This is a genomic window from Aquimarina spongiae, assembly GCF_900141785.1.
Lineage (GTDB): Bacteria > Bacteroidota > Bacteroidia > Flavobacteriales > Flavobacteriaceae > Aquimarina > Aquimarina spongiae.
The window spans coordinates 194,904-214,629 of record NZ_FQYP01000006.1 but is presented as its reverse complement, the minus strand read 5'-3'; the positions used below and the strand labels follow the sequence as shown (position 1 = coordinate 214,629).

The 19,726-nt window shown below is 36.6% G+C and carries 14 protein-coding genes; 5 read left to right on the top strand and 9 right to left on the bottom strand.

Annotated features, from left to right (window positions below; all coding sequences use genetic code 11):
• Positions 1-8 precede the first annotated feature (8 nt).
• The 4 genes from BUE24_RS14655 to BUE24_RS14640 all read right to left on the bottom strand — a co-directional run bounded on the left by BUE24_RS14655 (position 9) and on the right by BUE24_RS14640 (position 2,265).
• Complete coding sequence (locus BUE24_RS14655) at positions 9-896, bottom strand: alpha/beta fold hydrolase (protein ID WP_073317039.1); 888 nt, start codon at positions 894-896, stop codon at positions 9-11.
• Entirely contained in the window at positions 893-1,195 is a 303-nt protein-coding gene (locus BUE24_RS14650) for a putative antibiotic biosynthesis monooxygenase (RefSeq protein WP_139242009.1), read from the bottom strand. The genes BUE24_RS14655 and BUE24_RS14650 overlap by 4 nt, the downstream gene beginning before the upstream one ends.
• 53 nt (positions 1,196-1,248) lie before the next feature.
• Entirely contained in the window at positions 1,249-1,650 is a 402-nt protein-coding gene (locus tag BUE24_RS14645; protein ID WP_073317033.1) for a MarR family winged helix-turn-helix transcriptional regulator, read from the bottom strand.
• Between the two features lie 84 nt (positions 1,651-1,734).
• Entirely contained in the window at positions 1,735-2,265 is a 531-nt protein-coding gene (locus BUE24_RS14640; RefSeq protein ID WP_073317030.1) for a hypothetical protein, read from the bottom strand.
• Positions 2,266-2,551: 286 nt separating this feature from the next.
• On the opposite strand from BUE24_RS14640, the gene BUE24_RS14635 reads away from it, so the two are divergent.
• From BUE24_RS14635 to BUE24_RS14625, 3 genes are all read left to right on the top strand, one after another.
• Positions 2,552-3,037 (top strand): asparaginase domain-containing protein, encoded by a 486-nt coding sequence (locus BUE24_RS14635; RefSeq protein WP_073317027.1) that lies wholly within the window; start codon positions 2,552-2,554, stop codon positions 3,035-3,037.
• A gap of 237 nt (positions 3,038-3,274) precedes the next feature.
• Positions 3,275-6,217 carry a helix-turn-helix and ligand-binding sensor domain-containing protein gene (locus BUE24_RS14630; protein ID WP_073317024.1) on the top strand — a complete coding sequence of 981 codons (2,943 nt, stop codon included), beginning with the start codon at positions 3,275-3,277 and terminating at the stop codon, positions 6,215-6,217.
• A gap of 184 nt (positions 6,218-6,401) precedes the next feature.
• Positions 6,402-10,424 carry a glycosyl hydrolase gene (locus BUE24_RS14625; protein WP_073317022.1) on the top strand — a complete coding sequence of 1,341 codons (4,023 nt, stop codon included), beginning with the start codon at positions 6,402-6,404 and terminating at the stop codon, positions 10,422-10,424.
• A 71-nt stretch (positions 10,425-10,495) separates the two neighbouring features.
• On the opposite strand, the gene BUE24_RS14620 is transcribed toward BUE24_RS14625, so the two are convergent.
• Positions 10,496-11,923 carry a hypothetical protein gene (locus BUE24_RS14620; protein WP_139242008.1) on the bottom strand — a complete coding sequence of 476 codons (1,428 nt, stop codon included), beginning with the start codon at positions 11,921-11,923 and terminating at the stop codon, positions 10,496-10,498.
• Positions 11,924-12,136: 213 nt separating this feature from the next.
• Here BUE24_RS14620 and BUE24_RS14615 point away from each other — a divergent pair, with 213 nt between their 5' ends.
• Positions 12,137-13,171, top strand: a complete 1,035-nt coding sequence (locus BUE24_RS14615; RefSeq protein WP_139242007.1) for a hypothetical protein — start codon at positions 12,137-12,139, stop codon at positions 13,169-13,171.
• Positions 13,172-13,310: 139 nt separating this feature from the next.
• Positions 13,311-14,345, top strand: a complete 1,035-nt coding sequence (locus BUE24_RS14610) for a LacI family DNA-binding transcriptional regulator (RefSeq protein ID WP_073317014.1) — start codon at positions 13,311-13,313, stop codon at positions 14,343-14,345.
• Here the strand turns inward: BUE24_RS14610 and BUE24_RS14605 are convergent.
• From BUE24_RS14605 to BUE24_RS14590, 4 genes are read right to left on the bottom strand one after another with little or no spacing between them, the layout of a single operon-like run.
• The gene (locus tag BUE24_RS14605; protein WP_084549564.1) at positions 14,339-15,388 is read right to left on the bottom strand and encodes an aldose epimerase family protein; all 1,050 of its coding nucleotides are present in this window, start codon (positions 15,386-15,388) and stop codon (positions 14,339-14,341) included. The genes BUE24_RS14610 and BUE24_RS14605 overlap by 7 nt on opposite strands.
• A 23-nt stretch (positions 15,389-15,411) precedes the next feature.
• On the bottom strand, positions 15,412-16,557 hold the full coding sequence (locus BUE24_RS14600) for a glycoside hydrolase family 26 protein (RefSeq protein ID WP_073317011.1): 1,146 nt from the start codon (positions 16,555-16,557) through the stop codon (positions 15,412-15,414).
• Positions 16,558-16,568: 11 nt separating this feature from the next.
• The gene (locus BUE24_RS14595) at positions 16,569-18,164 is read right to left on the bottom strand and encodes a glycoside hydrolase family 43 protein (RefSeq protein ID WP_073317008.1); all 1,596 of its coding nucleotides are present in this window, start codon (positions 18,162-18,164) and stop codon (positions 16,569-16,571) included.
• Positions 18,165-18,172: 8 nt separating this feature from the next.
• Positions 18,173-19,720: a sugar porter family MFS transporter gene (locus tag BUE24_RS14590; RefSeq protein ID WP_073317005.1), complete on the bottom strand. Its 1,548-nt coding sequence runs from the start codon at positions 19,718-19,720 to the stop codon at positions 18,173-18,175.
• Positions 19,721-19,726: the final 6 nt, after the last annotated feature.

Sequence of the window (19,726 nt, the reverse complement as noted above, 5' to 3'; positions counted from 1 at the left end):
CGTAAAAACTACTCTCCTCTTTTTAGGGTTTCTAAAGCAAGAAAATCGTTAGTGATTTTAAGTAGTTTTTGTGGTTGATCCATATGCACAAAATGCCCGGAATCATCAATAATTTCTAATTGAGCATTGGTTAGCTTTTGCGCTAATAATTCTCCTAACTTTGCATTAATAAACCGATCATGCTTCCCCCAAACTACTAATACGGGTTGTTGTATTTCATGTATTCTGCTTTCCAAATACGTTTGCCCAGGAGCGTTGTTCTGAAAATATGACAGAAAAGCATTTTGTGTGGTTTTGTTATACCCATCTTTTAGAAACTCTGCTTGCACCTCTTTAGGAATATTACTTCCTTTATAAAAACCTTTATTGTAGGCTATCTTTGCAGAAATTTTTGGAAACCATTTGATAAGTGCTTTTGCTCTTATAGAGTTTTTTTGAGCAAAACTCTTCAATTCCCATGAAGAATATGCACTGGTAGGAAATGGAATTCCATCCATCACTACAATATGTCCGATACGATCTGGGTTCTCGACACCCATAATAAGTGCTGGAGAAAGTCCAATATCTGTAGCCATCACTTGTGCTTTTATAATTTGCAGGGTGTTTAAAAAATCCATCCCCACATTGGCAAAAGATCTAGGGTTATGATTCTTCATATCTGTAAAAGCTTCGCTGCCCCCAAAACCAGGCCAATCAATAGCTAACACATGATAATTCCTGGCTAAAACAGGAGCAATATCATACCATGCATATAAGTTTTCTGGCACCCCATGTAAAAGTAAAACAGTAGGATTAACGGGATTACCGAGCTCGGCATAACGAATGTTTAACCCCAGCTTTTGAAGTTGTACATTTCTAGTTTTTAAAAGTTTAGAATGTTGTCGATTTGTTTTCATTTTCTATTTGTTTTTATTGTTTTTTGAAATAGCCAGGATCCCAAAATTTTGATAAGCATGGGCATCACCAGAAACACCATAGTGGTAGCGATCATAACCACGATGATCAACAAAGTAATTCGCCGATCCATTTCTTGCACAGGCAAAACTTGTGCTATTACCCATTCATAGGATAATAATAGTGGATACACGCCAAGTGCTGTAACCAAAGCCTGTTTCCAGGGGATCATACGTTTTGGAAAAGCTCTAGAATCCATATTCTTGTTTCTCTCTTGCTGTAATGGTCTTACTTTCATCATTTGTTATTCTCTAAATTTTAAATGTTGCATATACAACATTAAGTTTAAATTTTTTATATCAATTTTCTCTCCAAATTTTGAAGGCCATCTAATCCTTCTTTTTCCAATTTATCAACCAATATATCCATGGCTCCCTCCCATTTGGGGATTAATACTTTTACCAGATTCATACCTTCTGTGGTGAGTTCTACTTCTGGTCTGTAAGAAGCTGATCGAGATATTAGATGTTGCTTTTCTAACAGCTTAATATTACGACTTACCGTAGATCTTTCCAGACATTGTACCTCTCCTATTTTACCCTGTTCTACTCGTCCTAATTCATGTAACGTAAATAGGATCGTCATTTGATTCTCGGTAATATTATAACCACCCAGTACTTTTCTAATTTCAGCGTCTGCAATTCGGGATAAGCGTCTTAATCTAGATCCTATACATTGTTCTAATCGGTATTTCATGGTACAAAGGTATAAACAATTGTTGTATATGCAACATATTTAATAATACATTAACTTAACCTCTACTCAACAAACCATAGATCATTAATTACGACGTAATAGTTTTTCAACCAAACCTTTTTCTATGGTGATCTTCTTGTTCACATCAGCAATCGAATCCTTTATAGCCGTTAACTCTCTCCATTGAGCGGTATTGGGCCTCAAAACATTCGCGCGCATAGCATCTACCTGACTTTGTAAATATTTGATTTTGGTTTCCTGAAGTTTAATAGAATTAGAAGTCTCTGCCCTAGCCTTAAAAATCTCGATCATATCCTGCACCCAATCATTATCTGTCTCTGGATACGATTTTTCCAGAACTGCTAAGCCCAACAAAACATCATTCGGATCTTTTTTTGTTTTTAGCAAATCCAAAACAATCTTTGCTCTTTCTCGATTAATACTTTCTTGAGAACTTTTTCTGTTAAGAACTGATTCTGGTCTCTGAACAATGATAAAAAGTAAAACAGACCCAACGACCATAACGATCCACTTTAAAACCCCGATTCTTCGAGTAAACGCAGTATTCTTAATCTCTTCTTTTAATTTTTTAATAGTAAGTTCTTCTACTGTCATGATTTGCACAATTAAATTAATTCAGGTTGCATAATTTCATTCATTAGTATTATAAAAAATAACCCAACCCAAATCGAATTTGATCTAGGTTGGGGTAAAAAATCACCTATAAAATTACAAATTCTCAATTACAATAACCTATTGATTTTCAGATAAATTCATATTAATCTTGAAACTACAGATCATCAAATAGGTAGCATACAGCAGTTGATCCTCTTTCTACTTTTTATATAAAAGTGATATTAATTTAAAAACGTTATTTAACTTTAGCCAACAATCACAAACTATGATTCATATCATCTCGACAGGCGGTACCATTGAAGGATTGGAATATGATGATCCTAATAAAAAAGGCGTATCAAATGGTATTTCTATCCAAGATTTACTACAAATTTCTGGAAACGAAGAAAAATATTGTCTAGACAAAATATTAGATAAAGATAGTCGCTTTATCAACCAAGAGGATCGTATTACAATTGCAAATACTATTACATCTTCGACTCATTCAAAAATCCTATTGACACATGGTACAATAACCATGGTTGAAACTGCAAAATATCTAGGTTCTCTTGAACTTGATAAAACGATTATTCTTACCGGAGCTTTCATTTTAGGGACTCAACCCAATACCGATGCTCCTGATAATCTAAAATTCGCTATAGCATCTTTTGAAAATCTAAACTCAGGTGTATATATAGCTATGAACAATACTGTATTGCCTTGGTATAATGCAAAAAAGAATGTTTCTAAAAATAGATTCGAACCTTTGTAACTAAAATTTACTCAAACGTTTTCGTGGTTTTCAAAAACTCTTCAATAGACACTCAACATTATATTTATCAAATACTTACAACTCATTAAAGTGCTACTCTGGCGTTGTACCTTTGTCTCAGTACTTCCGGATCCACGCAATATTTAGTAATTTGACACGATTTTAACAATTACAACAACAAATTCAAGGTTTGTAAGCCTTAAATATTGGATCCCCTTAACGAACTATCGTAAATCTATGTCGTCGTTATTAGTTATTAAAAAAACAAAATTAGCTGTTATTCTGGCCGGTTGTTTGATATCCTTTCCTACTTATTTGCATTCGCAAACAAATTGGAAAAAAATCACACAAATAAAGAATTATGCTAGTGATCGAATAGGTAAGGTAGCCCCAAAAACCTACGACATTACGCAAACGGAAAAAGGATTACTATACTTTGCCAATGAGTATGGATTGTTGGCTTTTGATGGTACCGATTGGAATATTTTATTACAACCCAATAACCGATCTCATATAAGTTCATTATTATCTCTGGGGCCAAGGACATATATCGGAGGAAATAACGAAATAGGTTTTGCTCAAAAAAATAAGTTTGAACAAATCTATTATCAATCCCTAAACGACCTTCTCCCTAATGATTGTATTGATTTTAGTCAAATATGGGGTATTTATGAAATCCATAATCATATTTATTTTTGTACCAACACTGTCTTTATAAAACTGGATGTAGAAGAAAATTCAATCACCTGCATCACTAACCCTTTGGGGGCACGAAGTGCCATCAAAATCAACAATACATTATATTTCGTAGATCATTCAAACACTATCCAAAAACTAGAAAACGATCAAATACAACAAGTATTTGCCTATAATGAATTTGCAACCTATAACGTTAAACAAATCCTTCCATATGCAGATCAATCTCTTTTGATACTTACTCAAAAAAATGGAGGATTTATTCTGAAAAACAATACGCTTTTCCCTTGGTTTCAAAATGATAATCCGATGTCTTTGAAAAACATCAATATCTCTAAAGCGATACTACTCGATAATGATATTTATTGTATTGGGACTACAAATAGTGGTGTTTTATTTTATAATAAACAAGGAAGGTTTTTACAAAAACTCGATCGTACCAACAAACTACTGAGCAACACGATTATTGATCTTTATGTAGATCAATCAAAGAATTTATGGATCACTCTCGATGGCAGTATTAGTTATGTAGAATTGAGGTCTCCGTTTTACACATTATCAGAGGATGAAGGGATTTTTGGAAGTACCTATGATGTAAAAAACTATAATGACAATTTGTATATAGCTACCTCTGATGGTGTGTATTTTACCAATTGGAATTCCCCGGATATTCGTGAAAAATTCAAGAAACTGACAGGAGTAGAAGGCCAGGTATGGAACTTAACTCAAAACGATAATGATTTACTTATAGGAGCCCATAATGGGTCCTATCAAATTCATGATTCTGAAATTCATCTTATCAGTGGTGTGGAAGGCGGGTGGAATTTCATTACTATTCCAGAACAACCCCATCTTCTTTTACAAGGAACCTATACAGGTTTATATATTTACGAAAAAGTGAACGAATTATGGAAAGTAAGAAACCATATAGAAGGATTTGAAGATACAGCTCGTGAAATCTCTTTTGAAAATAAAAATATAATCTGGATATCCCAGGGGTACAAAGGGATCTATAGATTGCAACTTTCTGATGATTATAGCAGTGTAGAAAACATCAAGTTGTATGATCAAAACGACGGACTCCCCAGTAACCTTTTTAACTGCCTATTGGAAACAGGATCGAAACAGCTCTTTGGTACACAGCTCGGGGTTTATGAACATGATAAAAAATCGGATTCGATAGTTCTTAATAACAAATATACGGGTATTTTGACGAATCATCATTTAGTGCGGTATTTAAAAAGGGTATCCCGAAACAAAGATCTTTTTATACAAGGATATGACAGGGATGATGATATTGGGGTAATCGAATTCGGCCCTACAGGAAACTATGATATCCAACATGTGCCTTTTCAGAGATTAAAAACAAAACTGATCCCAGCCTTTGAAAAAGTGATAGCTTTTGAAAATGGAGATCTAGGGTTTACTTCAAAAAATGGTTTAATTGTATACAATAAAGACGTACAGATCAATTACGATGCTATGTTTACTACATTGCTCAAGCATGTAAAAATTAAAGATTCCATTGTATACGGTAATGTAGAAGATTACGTAAAACAAATACAGCAAGACACCATTGTAAAACCCATTCCTTTTACTAAAAATCAATTGAGTTTTTCATTTACAGCTCCTTTTTATGAAGATCCCAACTCAGTAGAATACCAAGTGTACCTAGAAGGATTGGATGAAAATTGGTCTGACTGGACTTCAAAATCCCAGAAAGAATATAACTTTTTACCTTCTGGTGATTATACGTTTAAAGTAAGAGCCAGAAATATCTATGGGAAAATTGGAGAAGAAACACTTTATAAATTTACCATTAGTCCGCCCTGGTATCTTTCAACCTCTATGTATTTGGTATATCTATCTCTACTCATTCTAGGAGTCTATTCGATATTAAGAATTAAAAACGAGCAAAAAAGAAGAGGAATTGAAAAGCTAAAAATAGCTCACCAGAGAGAAATTGAGTTACAAAAAGTCAAATTCGAAGAAAAAAGACTGAAGGAAAAAAATGACAAAATCAAAAAGGATAATAAACTACTCAAAGAAAATCTTGAGGTTAGAAACAAGGAGTTAGCCTCCTCCGCAATGCAAATGGTACAGGTCGAAAATGAATTATCGCAATTGAAAAAAAACCTGGACGAGATATACGTAGTTTCTGAAGGAGAAAACAGAAAAAAACTTCGTAAAATTATCAAGTCTGTCGAAGATCAAATCAAAGGGGATAATAACTGGAAGCATTTTGAAACTCATTTCAATCAGATTCATGACAATTCTTTGGATCGATTGAGAGAAACGTATCCTGATCTTAATCATCGAGAAATTAGACTATGCGCCTATCTAAAACTTAATTTATCTAGCAAGGAAATTGCTCCTTTGATGGGCATTTCTTATCGAGGAATAGAATCTTTACGTTTTAGAATCAGAAAAAAAATGAACTTAGATACCACCACGAATCTTACCGATTATATCACCCGATTCTAGATAAAACACCCTGTATAAAGCACTTACTTCCTTTCAAATTCTATTTGCGTGGTAAAACTGTAGTCCTTTTGTACTGTTCTCGTAGTGCGGTTTACTATTTTACAAAATACACCCAATAATTTTGATCAAACGTCAATAAAACTATTAAAATTTTGTATTGACTTTAACCATAAACACAATAATTATGCTCACTTTTAACACAAATCGAATACTACTACTGCTTTTAATATGCATAGGGTATACCTCATCGTTTTCGCAAAATACCACCCCTGGAAAATTCGCTCCTACAGATGGGAAAACGATGTTGATTATCGGACAGGATTTAGGTGCTGTTGCTGGATATGTAAACTCAGGACAATTCCCCACGCCAGCTGGGGTTACCATGTATACTGATCTGTATACCATGGCGGGTCTCAATGATATTACCAACTACGGCGCTGGTGATATTGGTCTTCAGGAAGCCATGAGTCGATACCCTAATTCGGGGCTTTCCATTGGTTTTTGGATGCGTGAAGAGGCAGATGGTCAAGGTGAAGATCATCCGAATGGATTAACTGAGCTCGTAAACGGACTTCACAATGATGAACTAAACAAGTTCGCAGACTTTGCCAAAAGAAATAGTCCTAGACCTATATACCTTAGAATAGGCTACGAATTTGACGGTCCTTGGAATAATTATGACCAAAATCGATATAAAGCGGGTTATCGTTACATTGTTGATTACCTAAATGGTCAAGGAGTGACCAACGTAGCTTATGTTTGGCAATCTGCTACTTGGGGAGAAAATGCACCAAACATTATCGATGGATATTATCCTGGTGATGATTATGTAGATTATGTAGGGCTTTCGTTTTTCTTCTTTGCGCAGGACTTTAATGCTGCAAACCTGGAATACGCTTTAGAATTTGCAAGAAACAAGAACAAACCTATGATGGTAGCTGAAGCTTCTGCTCAATACTACGAATTTGATCAAGGTACTTATCATTTTAATGGAGTAACGAATTTGGGAAGCCAAGCCATATGGGATCAATTCTTTAGAGATCAACTCATTCCATTTATCGACAACAACAACGACGTTATCCGAATTTTAGCATGGATCAATGCGGATTGGCAATCACAACCTCTTTGGGCCGACTCTGGTGTGCATTGGGGAGATACCAGAATCGAAACCAACCCATTGATCACTACAAATTGGAACAATTATATCAATAATGGTAATTTTCTTCATGGAGGGCCAAATCTACTGAGTGATTTAGGTATTACGAATACGCCCCCACCTCCACCAAATCCAAGCTGTAATGATGGGATTCAAAACGGAGACGAAACCGGTATAGACTGCGGAGGAAGCTGTACTCCTTGTGATACCGGTGGAGGAGAAACTACCACAAAGATCGAAGCAGAAACAGCTAGTCTTTCTGGGCAAGCACAATTCTATAACGATGGGCCTGCTAGTGGCGGACAAGGTGTTGCTTTTCTTGACCAAAATGGAAACGGATTTACTATTAACAATGCTCCAAAAGCACAGCAAGTAGAAGTTATTTATGCATCACAAAACTCAGGAGGTATTTCTGTATTGGTTAATGGACAAGATGTTGGAACACTCAACTTCACTTCTAATGGAGCCTGGGTTGGTTCCTACACCACTACTTCTATAACTGTTGATGTTCCTGCAGGTGCTTCTTTTCAAATTATCAATCAAGGAGGAGGAGATCAGGCACTAAATGTAGATTACCTTAATTTTATAAATAATGATGGAGGGAATACCAACGAACCTTGCACAGATAATGATATTCCTAATGCGACTGTGAGTTCAATAGACGAAAGTACTCAAGGAGCCAATGATGGTAGTATCACTTTTAGTTTTGGTGATACAGCAGATAGAACGAATATAGAATTTAGTATTGATGGTGGTGCAACCTATCCGTACAATGTGCTGGATAACAGTGGATCTACTACCATCTCTAACCTTGCTCCCGGAAATTACGGCACCTACATAAGATGGGGCAATGACGAATGTGCAAGAAACCTGCAACAAATAACTATCAATTCAGGCACTCCCAGTGGTGCGGGTTGCAGTGATTGCGTTAATTTTAATGAAACCGGTACTTCATCATTTAGCAATCAGGATAATGCTGCTAATATCAATATCCAAGATAATGGATTAACAGCGGTTCTTTCAGATAATACCTGGAGAAGAACCAATACCCGATACAACATCACGGCAAATACAGTAATAGAATTTGAATTTCAAAGTACATCTCAAGGAGAAATTCACGGTATTGGGTTTGACAGTGATGAGCAATTGAGCGCTACACAAATTTTTCAATTGTATGGGACTCAAAATTGGGGGAATAGAGATTTTGACTACACTCAATCTGGATATCAGCCTTTTAGCATCAAAGTAGGTGATTATTATACAGGGAATAACATGTATCTGATTTTGGTTAATGATAAAGATCAAAACCCAACAGGCAACACTAGTTATTTCAGGAATGTTAGGATTTTTGAAGATACAACTGGTAACGAACCTTGTACCGGAAATGATATTCCCAATGCCACAGTGAGCTCTACCAACGAAACCTCACAAGGAGCCAATGATGGTAGCATTACCTTTAGTTTTAACGATGCTCCAAATCGAAGCAATATCGAATTTAGCATTGATGGCGGTGCAACCTATCCATATAATGTAGCGGACAACAGCGGATCTACAACCGTATCTAATCTCTCACCTGGAAACTATAGTACTTTTGTAAGATGGGGTAATGATGAATGTGCAAGGAGTTTAAATAATGTAACCATCGCTGCTGGAACCAGTAATCCCCCAGGAAACACCACGGAAAGTTACTTAGAACCTAGTACAGGAGAGAAGATGATCTTTATTGGACAAGATTTATTGTCAGTATCAGATTACATTAGCGATTGCGGTAACTGCCCTACTCCAACAGGTATTGCAACTTATGTAAATCTTGCCAATGTATTACTACAAGGAAATAATGGAGCACTGGGATGGACTCAAAATGATCAACCCCTAGGAATAGATATTGATTGGGGAGGAGGACCTTTGAATGCGCATAGCGCTGCAGTTGGCTTCCCTAATTCAGCTGTTCAAATAGGGCTTTATCTGGTAGGAGAAACCAATAATATCACTGGAGGAGGAAGAGATGCAGAGATTAGACAACTTGCCGATTTCTTCAAATCCTTAAACAGCACTGCTTTTTACTTACGTATTGGATACGAGTTTGATGGAAATTGGAATGGTTATGACGGTCCAAGCTACATCAATGCATATCGAAGAATCGTAGATATTTTAAGGCAACAAGGAGTTACCAATGTAGCTTATGTGTGGCAATCCAGCACTTCTCCAATTGATGATATCCTTGATGGCGGAAGAGAAAATCTACTCAATTATTATCCAGGAGACGATTATGTAGATTGGTTTGGAATGTCTTGGTTCTTAAGACCAAACGAAACGGCAACTGTAAACAACAACACGCCTTCCACTCAGCTATTCTTAGGTAACGAATTGGTAAGTTTGGCTAGAGAAAGAGGAAAAGCGGTAATGATCGCAGAAGCTGCTGATCAAGGATACGATAATCAACAACTTACCAATTCTAACATAAGTCCAGTTTGGGATGGAGCTGCAGCTCAAGGTACGGTTAGCAAATCAGGTTCTCAAATCTGGAATGAATGGTTTATACCTTATTTCAATTTTATTAACGATAATGAGGATGTAATCAAAGCCATTACCTATATCAATGCAGATTGGGACTCTCAAGGATTATGGGATGCTCCATACGAACAAGGATACTGGGGAGATACTAGAATACAAGTAAACCCAACATTGGAAAACAATTGGGTGAATCAAATTACGCAATCGGGATGGATTCACGGTAGTAGTAATTTAAATAGTATTTTGGGATTGAACACCCAAAGAAATGCCATCAATTCTGGGAATAATACATTAGAAGATAATCTTAAAGTATACCCTAATCCAAGTAGTGGCATGGTATATATCAATGGTAATGAGTTAATTCAGGTACAAGTTTCCGACCTTAATGGAAGAGAGATTAAAACAATCTCTATTGAGCCTGGCAAAGCAACTAAATCATTTCAATTGGATTTACAAGGCGTAGAACAAGGAATGTATTTGATCACCACTTGGGACATCAATAAAACAGTAAATCACAAAAGAATTGTAATTAAATAATCCCCTAGAATACGTAATATTTTTGAAGAGCCTGGAATTAGTCTTCCGGGCTCTTTTCTTATCTCTCTAAATTAGGCTTGATTTTGAACTTGAATTTTCTCTTTTAGATAAGGTGCTAACTTTGCGTAGATAGGAATGAAAACTTTTTCTTTAATGTTTTCGGCATCCTGAGAATAATATACCTTATTGACTTCATACCTATCCTTCCCTAATAACTGATGCATATGTAGCATTTTGAAATCGATGACCTCTTTTATATTTTTCCCCAAATGATCACACCCAAAAATTCCTGGTGTATTGGGAGTTTCTTTTAACAATGATGCGATATTACGATCGTCGATAGACAAGTCATATAAGACCTGTAATAAGACCTGCTCGTACAAATCTCCTGCACCAAGGCTCCAATCTGTTTTTGGTTTCTCCTCCTTGGCCAAGGTGCCTAATGAAAAAGCCTCTTTTGTATCAATCCCCAAGACCAAAAATAGCTCATCAAGAGTACCATTCTTTCCTCCTTTATCTAGAATCAAGGTTTTTAAGTATTCTTTCTCTTTGTCACTAAGAATATTGCCTACCATATGCTCATACCCCAACAAAAGCATAGCTTCTCTCATTTGACGGTATTGCGTATGTAGTTCTATACGTTTAAAAACACCTCTGGCCGTAGCTGTACCCATAGCCATATTAGAAACCAATAATTCTGCACCAAAAGCATGATTAGCAATCCGACGAATACCTCCGGATCTCAATTTTTGATCTGACCATTCTAAAAACTCAAAACGATCAGAATAGGCATTCCCTTCCTTTATTTCATTCATTCGTAATGCATGTCTGTATGACAAAGCCTCTCCATTAGGTCCAGCCGCCTCATTATCCCCAAATACTCCCGGCCAATCCATGTTTGTTCCCCAAACCGGTCTTGGTTGATCTCCATGACATCGTATACAGGATGGTGGGTTTACATGCAACTTTGGTTGATCTCCTGTAAAATCAAATTGCGAAAACTCCCAGGTGCCATTTTCTTCATTTAGCTCTGCACAATCCAAAAGATCATATTTAGGATCATCTGCTTTGGTACTAATATTCATTAGAAAGGTTCCATCCGATCCAAAAAGAACAATTCTAGGGAATTTCAAAGAGGATTGCCCCTCTCCTTTTGTATGTTCGACTAAGGAGAAATTGTTACGATAATGTACCGGCAATCGATTCAACAAATTCGTAATCGTGGTTATATTATTTTCCTTAATAAATGAAAGTACTCCAACCATAGTCATTTCGGGAAATTCTTCTGAGGATGCCTGATGTACTTCTTTTAGCTGCACAATAACATCATTCACCGTTTTTGGACAAAGAAGTTTTCCTTGTTGCTGTCCTCCACTACTGACTAAATCAACATCCTCTATTTGAACATAAGAGGTTCTTGTCTGATTAGAATTGGTATCACAACTTATCAAACTTATTAAGACAATCAATAAAAATATCGCTCTGAAGACTAATTTCATTTCTTCTACTTTTTTAGCAAAAAAACAGCTTTTTACACAAAAAAAAGATGCGGTTTTTGCGTTTATAGCATAATGCGTGGTAAAAGCGTAGTAACAGAGCACTATTAAAGTATGATCGACTAGTATTTAAAGATTTGTTTTATCGAAATTAGCTCAACTATAAAAACCTTAATTTTTTAACACAAACTTTATCTATAAATTAAATAAGTAATTATGAAACGTATATTAAGCTTACTCATTTTTTCAATGCTTTTTTTAGGTGCATTTGTTGCATGCGAAAACGAAGGATTTGATATAAATGGTTCGGTCTCAAAAGTTATTGATGCCCAAGGAAAAGCAAGTTGTCCAGGATCACATCCTTACGAAGCTTGTGGTGCCTGTTGGACCGATGCTGCACAAGCACAATCTGGTGGTTGTACTGATACTTCTGGGGGGAATACCGGAGGCAGTGGTAATGACGGAGGCAATAATCAAAATAATGATTGTCCATCGTCTCATCCTTTTTCTGCTTGTGGACAATGTTGGACCGATGCTAATCAAGCACAAGCCGGAGGATGCAACGATTCTGGAGATAATAACGGAGACGGAGATAACAACGGTGGTGGAGACAATACCGGAGGAGGAACTCCTTGTGGAAGCTTCAATTACAATCCAAACAACACTGCTTGTGTTACCACTGTAGCCAATGGAAGTGGGTGTATGAATAGCGATGGATTATTTGTAAGTGTAAGAGGAGTAGTAAGTAACCCTTGTAACACAAAAGAGGCCGTATTGGATATCGAAAGAAATTTGGGAATTGATATTGATGATCAGTTTATAGAAATGAGCGGTTACCAAGGAAATGTTCCTTCAATCAACCCTACAATGACCAAAAGTGATTTCTTAATCTATATGAAAGAGTTATTGAAAGGAATCAATATCAATGGTAAAACCGGGGACCAATTTGCGACAGAATTCACCAACTTGTTGGATACTAACAATGATGGTATCTTAACCAGAAATGAGGCTAGTCAAGCCAAAGGATCTGATCCAAGACAGGTACTAAACCTAGAGCCAATTTTTACAATTAATGGTGGTCTTGCAACAGATGATGTATTAGCTTATGTTGGATTGTATTTAGGAGATGGCGCATTGGATAAATACGCCGGAGATCTACCTCAGTTAGTACAGGACAATATGGCAAGTTTTACAAGAACTTGGCAGCCTGGGGTTAATGCTGCATCAAAAAGATATGATACTAGAAAGTAAGGGATAGTTCCCTAAATAAAATAATAAATTCTGAGTATTTCAGGGGTTTGGTTGTATACTGAACCCCTTGTTTACATTTTTAAATTTTTACTATTATTTATCAATTCTTTCTTATAAATTGAAAACTAGTTTTTGAACCATGACGCGCAAAAAAAGAATCACATTAAAAGACATTGCAAACGAATTCAACGTATCTATTGCTACAGTTTCTAAAGCTTTGAACGACAGCTACGAAATCAGCACTAAAACCAAGGCTAAAATCCAGCAATACGCCAAAGAGAATCACTACAAACCCAATAGTATTGCGCTAAATCTTCAGAATAAAAAAACTAAAACTATTGGAGTAATCATCCCCAATATTCTTAATCATTTTTTTACCAAAGTATTTGTTGGAATAGAAAAAGTAGCTACCGAAAAAGGGTATAATCTCATCACCTGTATTTCTAACGAATCTTATGAGAAAGAAGTGAGTGCTATGGAGCTACTTAAAAACTCTGCACTAGATGGTTTTATCCTTTCTATTGCTGAAGAAACACAGGTAAAACAAGAATTTAGTCATTTTCAAAACACCATTAATCAAGGTATCCCAATAGTAATGTTTGATCGGGTTACCGAAGAGGTCGAATGTGATAAAGTAATTGTCAATGATAAAGAGGGAGCCTATAACGCTACTAATCATTTTATCGAAACCGGATGCAAAAATATCGCCATTGTTTCTACAATTCATAATCTTAGCGTAGGTAAACTGCGACTAGAAGGATATAAAAAAGCACTATCCGAAGCGGGTATCCCAATCGATGAATCTTTTATCATAAAAGTGGATGAGTTTAATGACATCGATACTTCTTTAAAAATACTATTGGGGTCAAAAAGGGTCGATGCCATGCTATGCCTTGAAGAAGACTCAGCAGTGAGCACCTTAAGATTATTGACCGCAAAAGGGTATAAAATTCCCGAAGACATTTCAATTATTGGTTTTACCAATGGGGTATTACCAAGACATGTTACTCCTGCAATTACAACGATTAGTCAACATGGGATTTATCTGGGAGAAACGGCAACAAGAATGTTGATTGAGAAACTTGAAAATGAAGAATCTGAAACTTCCCATACTACAAAAGTGATTAAAACAAATCTAATCGAACGAGAAACTACAAAGTCACTCCCTTACTGATCCGATAATACATCAAAAATAAAAGATGTATAATTTTCATAGCGCTCATTAGCCTTTACCTCACTAGAAGGAAAATGGCTATGATTAGGAGCGTCAGGATAATTTTGAGTTTCAAAACATATTGCAGGAAACTTATCATAGGTTTTTCCCTTTCTAAAATTCCAATCCGCAAACTTTTCTGGGGTATAGATAACTACAGCAGGCTGATTCGTTTTTATTTGCATTCTAATCCCGGTAAGAGGTGAAAATATAACCCCTTGAAAAGTATTTCGATGAGCTTCAAAAATCATTGTATCATCCAGAATACCATCTTTTTGCAGACTACTCAATGCTCTTTCTTCTCTATAGTCAAATCTGGTATCTACAACTTTATGAACCTTCCCAGTAGGGATATTTTTATCATCCACTTCCAAATAGCGATCACAATGGAGTTGGAGTATATGATCACAAACTGAACCTTCTCCATTTAAATTGTAGTACGCATGATTGGTAAGATTCAACACGGTGTCCTGATCAGAAACTGCAGTATATTTGATATTAAGTTTATTATCATCCGTAAGTTGATACATCACCTCTACCCTTAGATTTCCTGGATACCCTTCTTCAAGATGTTCGCTGTAATAAGAAAAGGTTACCGACTGATTGTCCTCATCTACATAAGCTACGTCCCATACTTTTTCGTCAAAACCGTATTTACCACCATGTAAATGCACCTCATCATCATGATAAAGCGGGTATTCTTTGTTATTAATCGTCAACTTTTCTCCTGAGATTCTTCCAGCATATCTTCCTATAGATGCGCCAAGGTATCGAGAGACTTTACCCTTAGATGTATCCACATATTGATCTACACTATCAAAACCTAAAACTACATTTACGCGACTTCCTTGTTTATCCAGTATCTCCAGACTCAATATTGAGGCTGCAAAATTGGTAATACGCAATCGCGCTCCATTCTTATTCTTAATTGAAAAAACAAATAATTCTTTGTTGGTATAAAAGCCCGAAGACTTTTGCTTTATTCGTCTTTGTTTAGTTTCCAAGAGTAAATCGTATTATTTAGTTTTTAGTTCTTATCCTTCCATAATTTATCATACAAATCTGGCGTAGATTTGATAAACTTTGGATCAGAAACCTTACTAATCCAACGCTTGCTAAGGGTATCACTTAACTGCAACCTGGCATCTACCCTCTTAAATGTAGGGTTATCGAACCACATAGGGTGCGAATCCCAGTGACAGTTGATATAATGAACGGCTTTGATCACGTCTGCATTATCATCAATGGTCTTAAAAAAAGGTACAAACCATTCATTCCACGCTTCTTCTGCTTGTTCGGGATTACTAAGTTGCGTCTCTTTGGTGTTCCCAGTATTTTTATCAAAATCTGGATGGGTAATTGTTGGAGAAGCTTCCGCAATAAAAACTGGTTTCCCTTTTTTTCTGGCAAATTCGATCATCTTTTGTTCTCTCCAACGGTTAAAAAATGAAAAACCTAACCAGTCAACATACTCATCTCCCGGATACCAGGATTCTAAATCTCCTTCATTTGGGGACATAAACCCTGTGGACTGCCAAACAAAAGCAGTATTGGTCACCCCTCGCTCTCTTAGCATCTTTACCATTCGGATATATGCTTTTTTGGTACTTTCTTTATCGTAGTGATTCCAAGGATCTCCGTCAAACTCGTAGGCTATACGTAAAAATACAGGCCTTCTTCCTAGAGACAATAAAAAATCCGCCAATTTATGGATGTACGCATCATGAGTTCCATCAGCTACTTTTTCTTCATGATTAACAAACTGTAGGCCAATAGCTAATGCCATATCTTTATAATCTTCATCTGCTAATTGCATGCTTACATTGTAGTCATTATCCCCCCAATCATGGGTGTCGTATATCCCATCCAAACCTTGTTGTACCCTTCCAAAAGAATCTTCTCCCGGGTTGATATTGGTATAGGTGGTCCACCCAGCAGGTTTATCAAAATGATCCAGATAACCGTCATTATACTTTTCTAACCCTCCTACCGCTTCTAATTCTTGTCCAACGAACAACAACACCTCTCCTTCGGCAGGTTCAAATTTTGCCAATGTTTTTTGTGGTTTTTCTTGCTCCTCTTTTATGGGTTGATCTTGTTCCTTTTTTTCTGTGACCTGGTTGCAACTCACAACGGTGCAAATACCAAGTAATACCATCATTTTTTTATACATAGCCCTTTATTTTAATGTATTTCTTTATATGTAAACCAATCGAAATCGGCATGTTTTCTATTGTACGCCAAATCCTGGCAACACATCCCCACAAACATCCCTGTAAATGCCGGACGGTATCTCTCGTCTCGATCCCGCACATAATCATCGGACAATATGCTTGCATCCAAAACATCTCCTATCGGAAAAAATGTTTTTTCTTGATCAATGCTGTAGTAAAATTGAAGTTCGCCGTGATCCAAAATTCCTTTTAAAACCAGTTCCGCTTCTGCTGGGATTTCTACTTCCTGATCTTGTTCAGACATTTCAAAATGATCGGATGTTATAATTCGTAATAGTTGTTTGTCTCCTTTATAATTTGCCGTTAAATGCAAATAATGGTAATGCCCTGTATTATAATAAAATACCAGTCCCGCCATTTCCTGAATATTCTCTGGATGAAACTCTAAGGAAGTACTGGCTTCAATTCTAAAATGCTGAACTCTACGAGCAATCAGGGCTTGCGTATGTGTAGAAGTTAAACTTTCCTTTCCTTTTAATCGTAAAAAACCTTTTCTTTCCGTAAGAGAAAACCATTGTTCAGTTCTTGGAATACGAAGGGATTGAAAGTCTAGAGATAACATATCCGCATCAAAATCATCTCTTTCTTGATGCTTTTTTACCGAGACCTCTTTGGTGTCAAGACCAGTAATTTCTAGTCTTGGTAATCGACAATCACTAACAAGGTAGGGCCAATCATCTTTCCAAATAATTTCTTCGATAGCTGTTTCTCGTCCTAAAATACAACGCCCTCTTTCTTTGAGTGGTCTTCCCACCAAAAACGTAATGAACCATCGACCATCTTCGGTCTCCACAAAATCCCCATGTCCCGATTTTTGAAGTTTGTAGGGTTTATTATATGCGCAAGACACTATAGAAGTGTCTGGGTGCATCACATATGGTCCAAATATGGATTCTGAACGTGCCACAGATACTGCATGGTTATATTCTGTTCCTCCTTCGGCAAGTATCAAATAGTAGTATTTCCCTCTCTTAAAAATATGCGGTCCTTCTGTGCAACCCAAATAAGATCCTTGATGAAGGTAATGCACCTCTCCGACTAACTCTTTTTGAACCGGATCATATTCCTGGAGTTCTATACCTCCAAACATTTTATTATCCCGATGGTCAATCAACATGTTAAGAAAGTACTTTTTACCATCAGTATCATGAAACAACGATCCATCAAAACCTCTAGAACTGAGGTATACAGGATCTGACCATTCTCCGGTAATATCCTCTGTAGTTACCAAATAATTGGGTGTATCCTTCCAAACTCCATCAAAAGACTTTACGTTAGAATACACTAAGTAAAAAATCCCCTCATCATAGGATAAACAAGGTGCCCAAACCCCACAAGAGTCGGGGACGCCTTTCATATCTAATTGAGATACTTTATTAAGGGGTTGAGCAATGACTTTCCAGTTTTTAAGATCTCTGGAATGATGAATTTGTACTCCCGGAAACCATTCAAAAGTAGAAGTTGCAATATAATAGTCTTCCCCTACCCGGATGATTGAAGGATCTGGGTTAAAACCTCGTAATATTGGATTTTCAATCCTGTTCATATGCTTCTTTATGCTTTTACCAATTCTTTTTCTATTTGTTCTAGTGATTTCCCTTTGGTCTCGGGCAAATACTTAATCAGCACCACAAAACCGATTAAGGCCAGCATTCCAAAAATGAAATAGGATGTGCTACTTCCTAGGGTTTCTATTTCCCAATTGAATGTTCTTTGTACTACCCAACTGGTAAAAGAGTTAACAAATCCTACAAAAGCGATCATTAAACTTCTCACCCGATTCGGAAACAATTCGGATAGCAATACCCACATGACAGGTCCCAATGAAAAGGCAAATGACGCCACAAAAACAAGTATTCCTATAAGAATAAGAATAGGATCAAGATTACCTGCAGCTTCTATAATTTCTGCTTGTTTTTCTACAAATTTTTGGTCTCCCAGTGCTCCCTTCAATGCTTGTTTAAAAGATACATCACTATCGTAAATCACATTTTGTATGTTGTCTAGCTTGGAGGCATCAATTCCTTCTATATGCGCAATTTTTTCTGGTGTGAGTTGATAAGTTGCTTTTCCAAAACCATACGATGTCAAGAACATACCTATCGCTGCACCGATCAGTCCAATAAACATTAAAGGTTTTCTTCCCATTCTATCGATGAGCAACATTGCCAAAACAGTAAATACGATATTGATAATACCCACCAGCACCGACGAAGCAAATGCGGCATCCGTACCAATACCCGATTGTTTGAATATCGATGTCGAATAAAAGAAAATAGCGTTAATCCCTGTGATCATCTGTATGACGCCCACAAACAATCCAATAAAAAGAACGAATCGTAATGACTTTTTAAATATTTCTGAAATCTTAACCTTTTCTTTTTGATCATTTTCTTTCAGGCTCTCCTTAATCAAAAACTCTTCTTTTTTTGCTTTTTCGGTACCGTGAAGTCGTTCCAGCGTCTCAAAAGCCTCTTGATTCTTCTGCTTAACGTATAACCATCTTGGACTACGAGGAACCAGAAATAATAAAAAGAAATACACCACGGCAGGAATCAGTTCTAGACCAAACATCCAACGCCAAACGTTTTCTTTGGTGATCATGTCTGACGTTTGTATCGCTTCAGAAATTGATTGCTGTAAAAAATAACCGGTAAAGTAGGCTGCAGAGAGTCCTATCACAATATTAAGTTGTTGTATAGAAACTAACTTCCCTCTGTTTTTTGCTGTTGAAACTTCTGCGATATACATTGGAGCCAGAATAAGCGCTGCGCCAAAAGCTGCACCACCAATAAATCTAGCACACCACAATATCCAATACGAGCTGGCATAAGCCGACAGAAAAGCTGAAAGAGCATACACAAATGCCACAATAATCAGCACTTTTTTTCTTCCGATCTTATCACTAATCCAACCGGCTATCAACATGGCAAACATTGCTGCCGATGTGGGTGCTGCATTGATACTTGCTACCTGATCTCCTGTAAAACCAAAATACGGACCAAAAAATTCTTGAGCTCCCGATATGATCGCGGCATCAAATCCAAATAAAAACCCTCCCAAGGATACTACAAAGGCAATAAAAACTAATCTTCCTGACATCTATAA

Coding starts and splice junctions, on each gene's coding strand:
- BUE24_RS14655 (WP_073317039.1), bottom strand. CDS start 896: ATGAAAACAAATCGACAACATTCTAAACTTTTAAAAACTAGAAATGTA.
- BUE24_RS14650 (WP_139242009.1), bottom strand. CDS start 1,195: ATGATGAAAGTAAGACCATTACAGCAAGAGAGAAACAAGAATATGGAT.
- BUE24_RS14645 (WP_073317033.1), bottom strand. CDS start 1,650: ATGAAATACCGATTAGAACAATGTATAGGATCTAGATTAAGACGCTTA.
- BUE24_RS14640 (WP_073317030.1), bottom strand. CDS start 2,265: ATGACAGTAGAAGAACTTACTATTAAAAAATTAAAAGAAGAGATTAAG.
- BUE24_RS14635 (WP_073317027.1), top strand. CDS start 2,552: ATGATTCATATCATCTCGACAGGCGGTACCATTGAAGGATTGGAATAT.
- BUE24_RS14630 (WP_073317024.1), top strand. CDS start 3,275: ATGTCGTCGTTATTAGTTATTAAAAAAACAAAATTAGCTGTTATTCTG.
- BUE24_RS14625 (WP_073317022.1), top strand. CDS start 6,402: ATGCTCACTTTTAACACAAATCGAATACTACTACTGCTTTTAATATGC.
- BUE24_RS14620 (WP_139242008.1), bottom strand. CDS start 11,923: ATGAAATTAGTCTTCAGAGCGATATTTTTATTGATTGTCTTAATAAGT.
- BUE24_RS14615 (WP_139242007.1), top strand. CDS start 12,137: ATGAAACGTATATTAAGCTTACTCATTTTTTCAATGCTTTTTTTAGGT.
- BUE24_RS14610 (WP_073317014.1), top strand. CDS start 13,311: ATGACGCGCAAAAAAAGAATCACATTAAAAGACATTGCAAACGAATTC.
- BUE24_RS14600 (WP_073317011.1), bottom strand. CDS start 16,557: ATGTATAAAAAAATGATGGTATTACTTGGTATTTGCACCGTTGTGAGT.
- BUE24_RS14595 (WP_073317008.1), bottom strand. CDS start 18,164: ATGAACAGGATTGAAAATCCAATATTACGAGGTTTTAACCCAGATCCT.
- BUE24_RS14590 (WP_073317005.1), bottom strand. CDS start 19,720: ATGTCAGGAAGATTAGTTTTTATTGCCTTTGTAGTATCCTTGGGAGGG.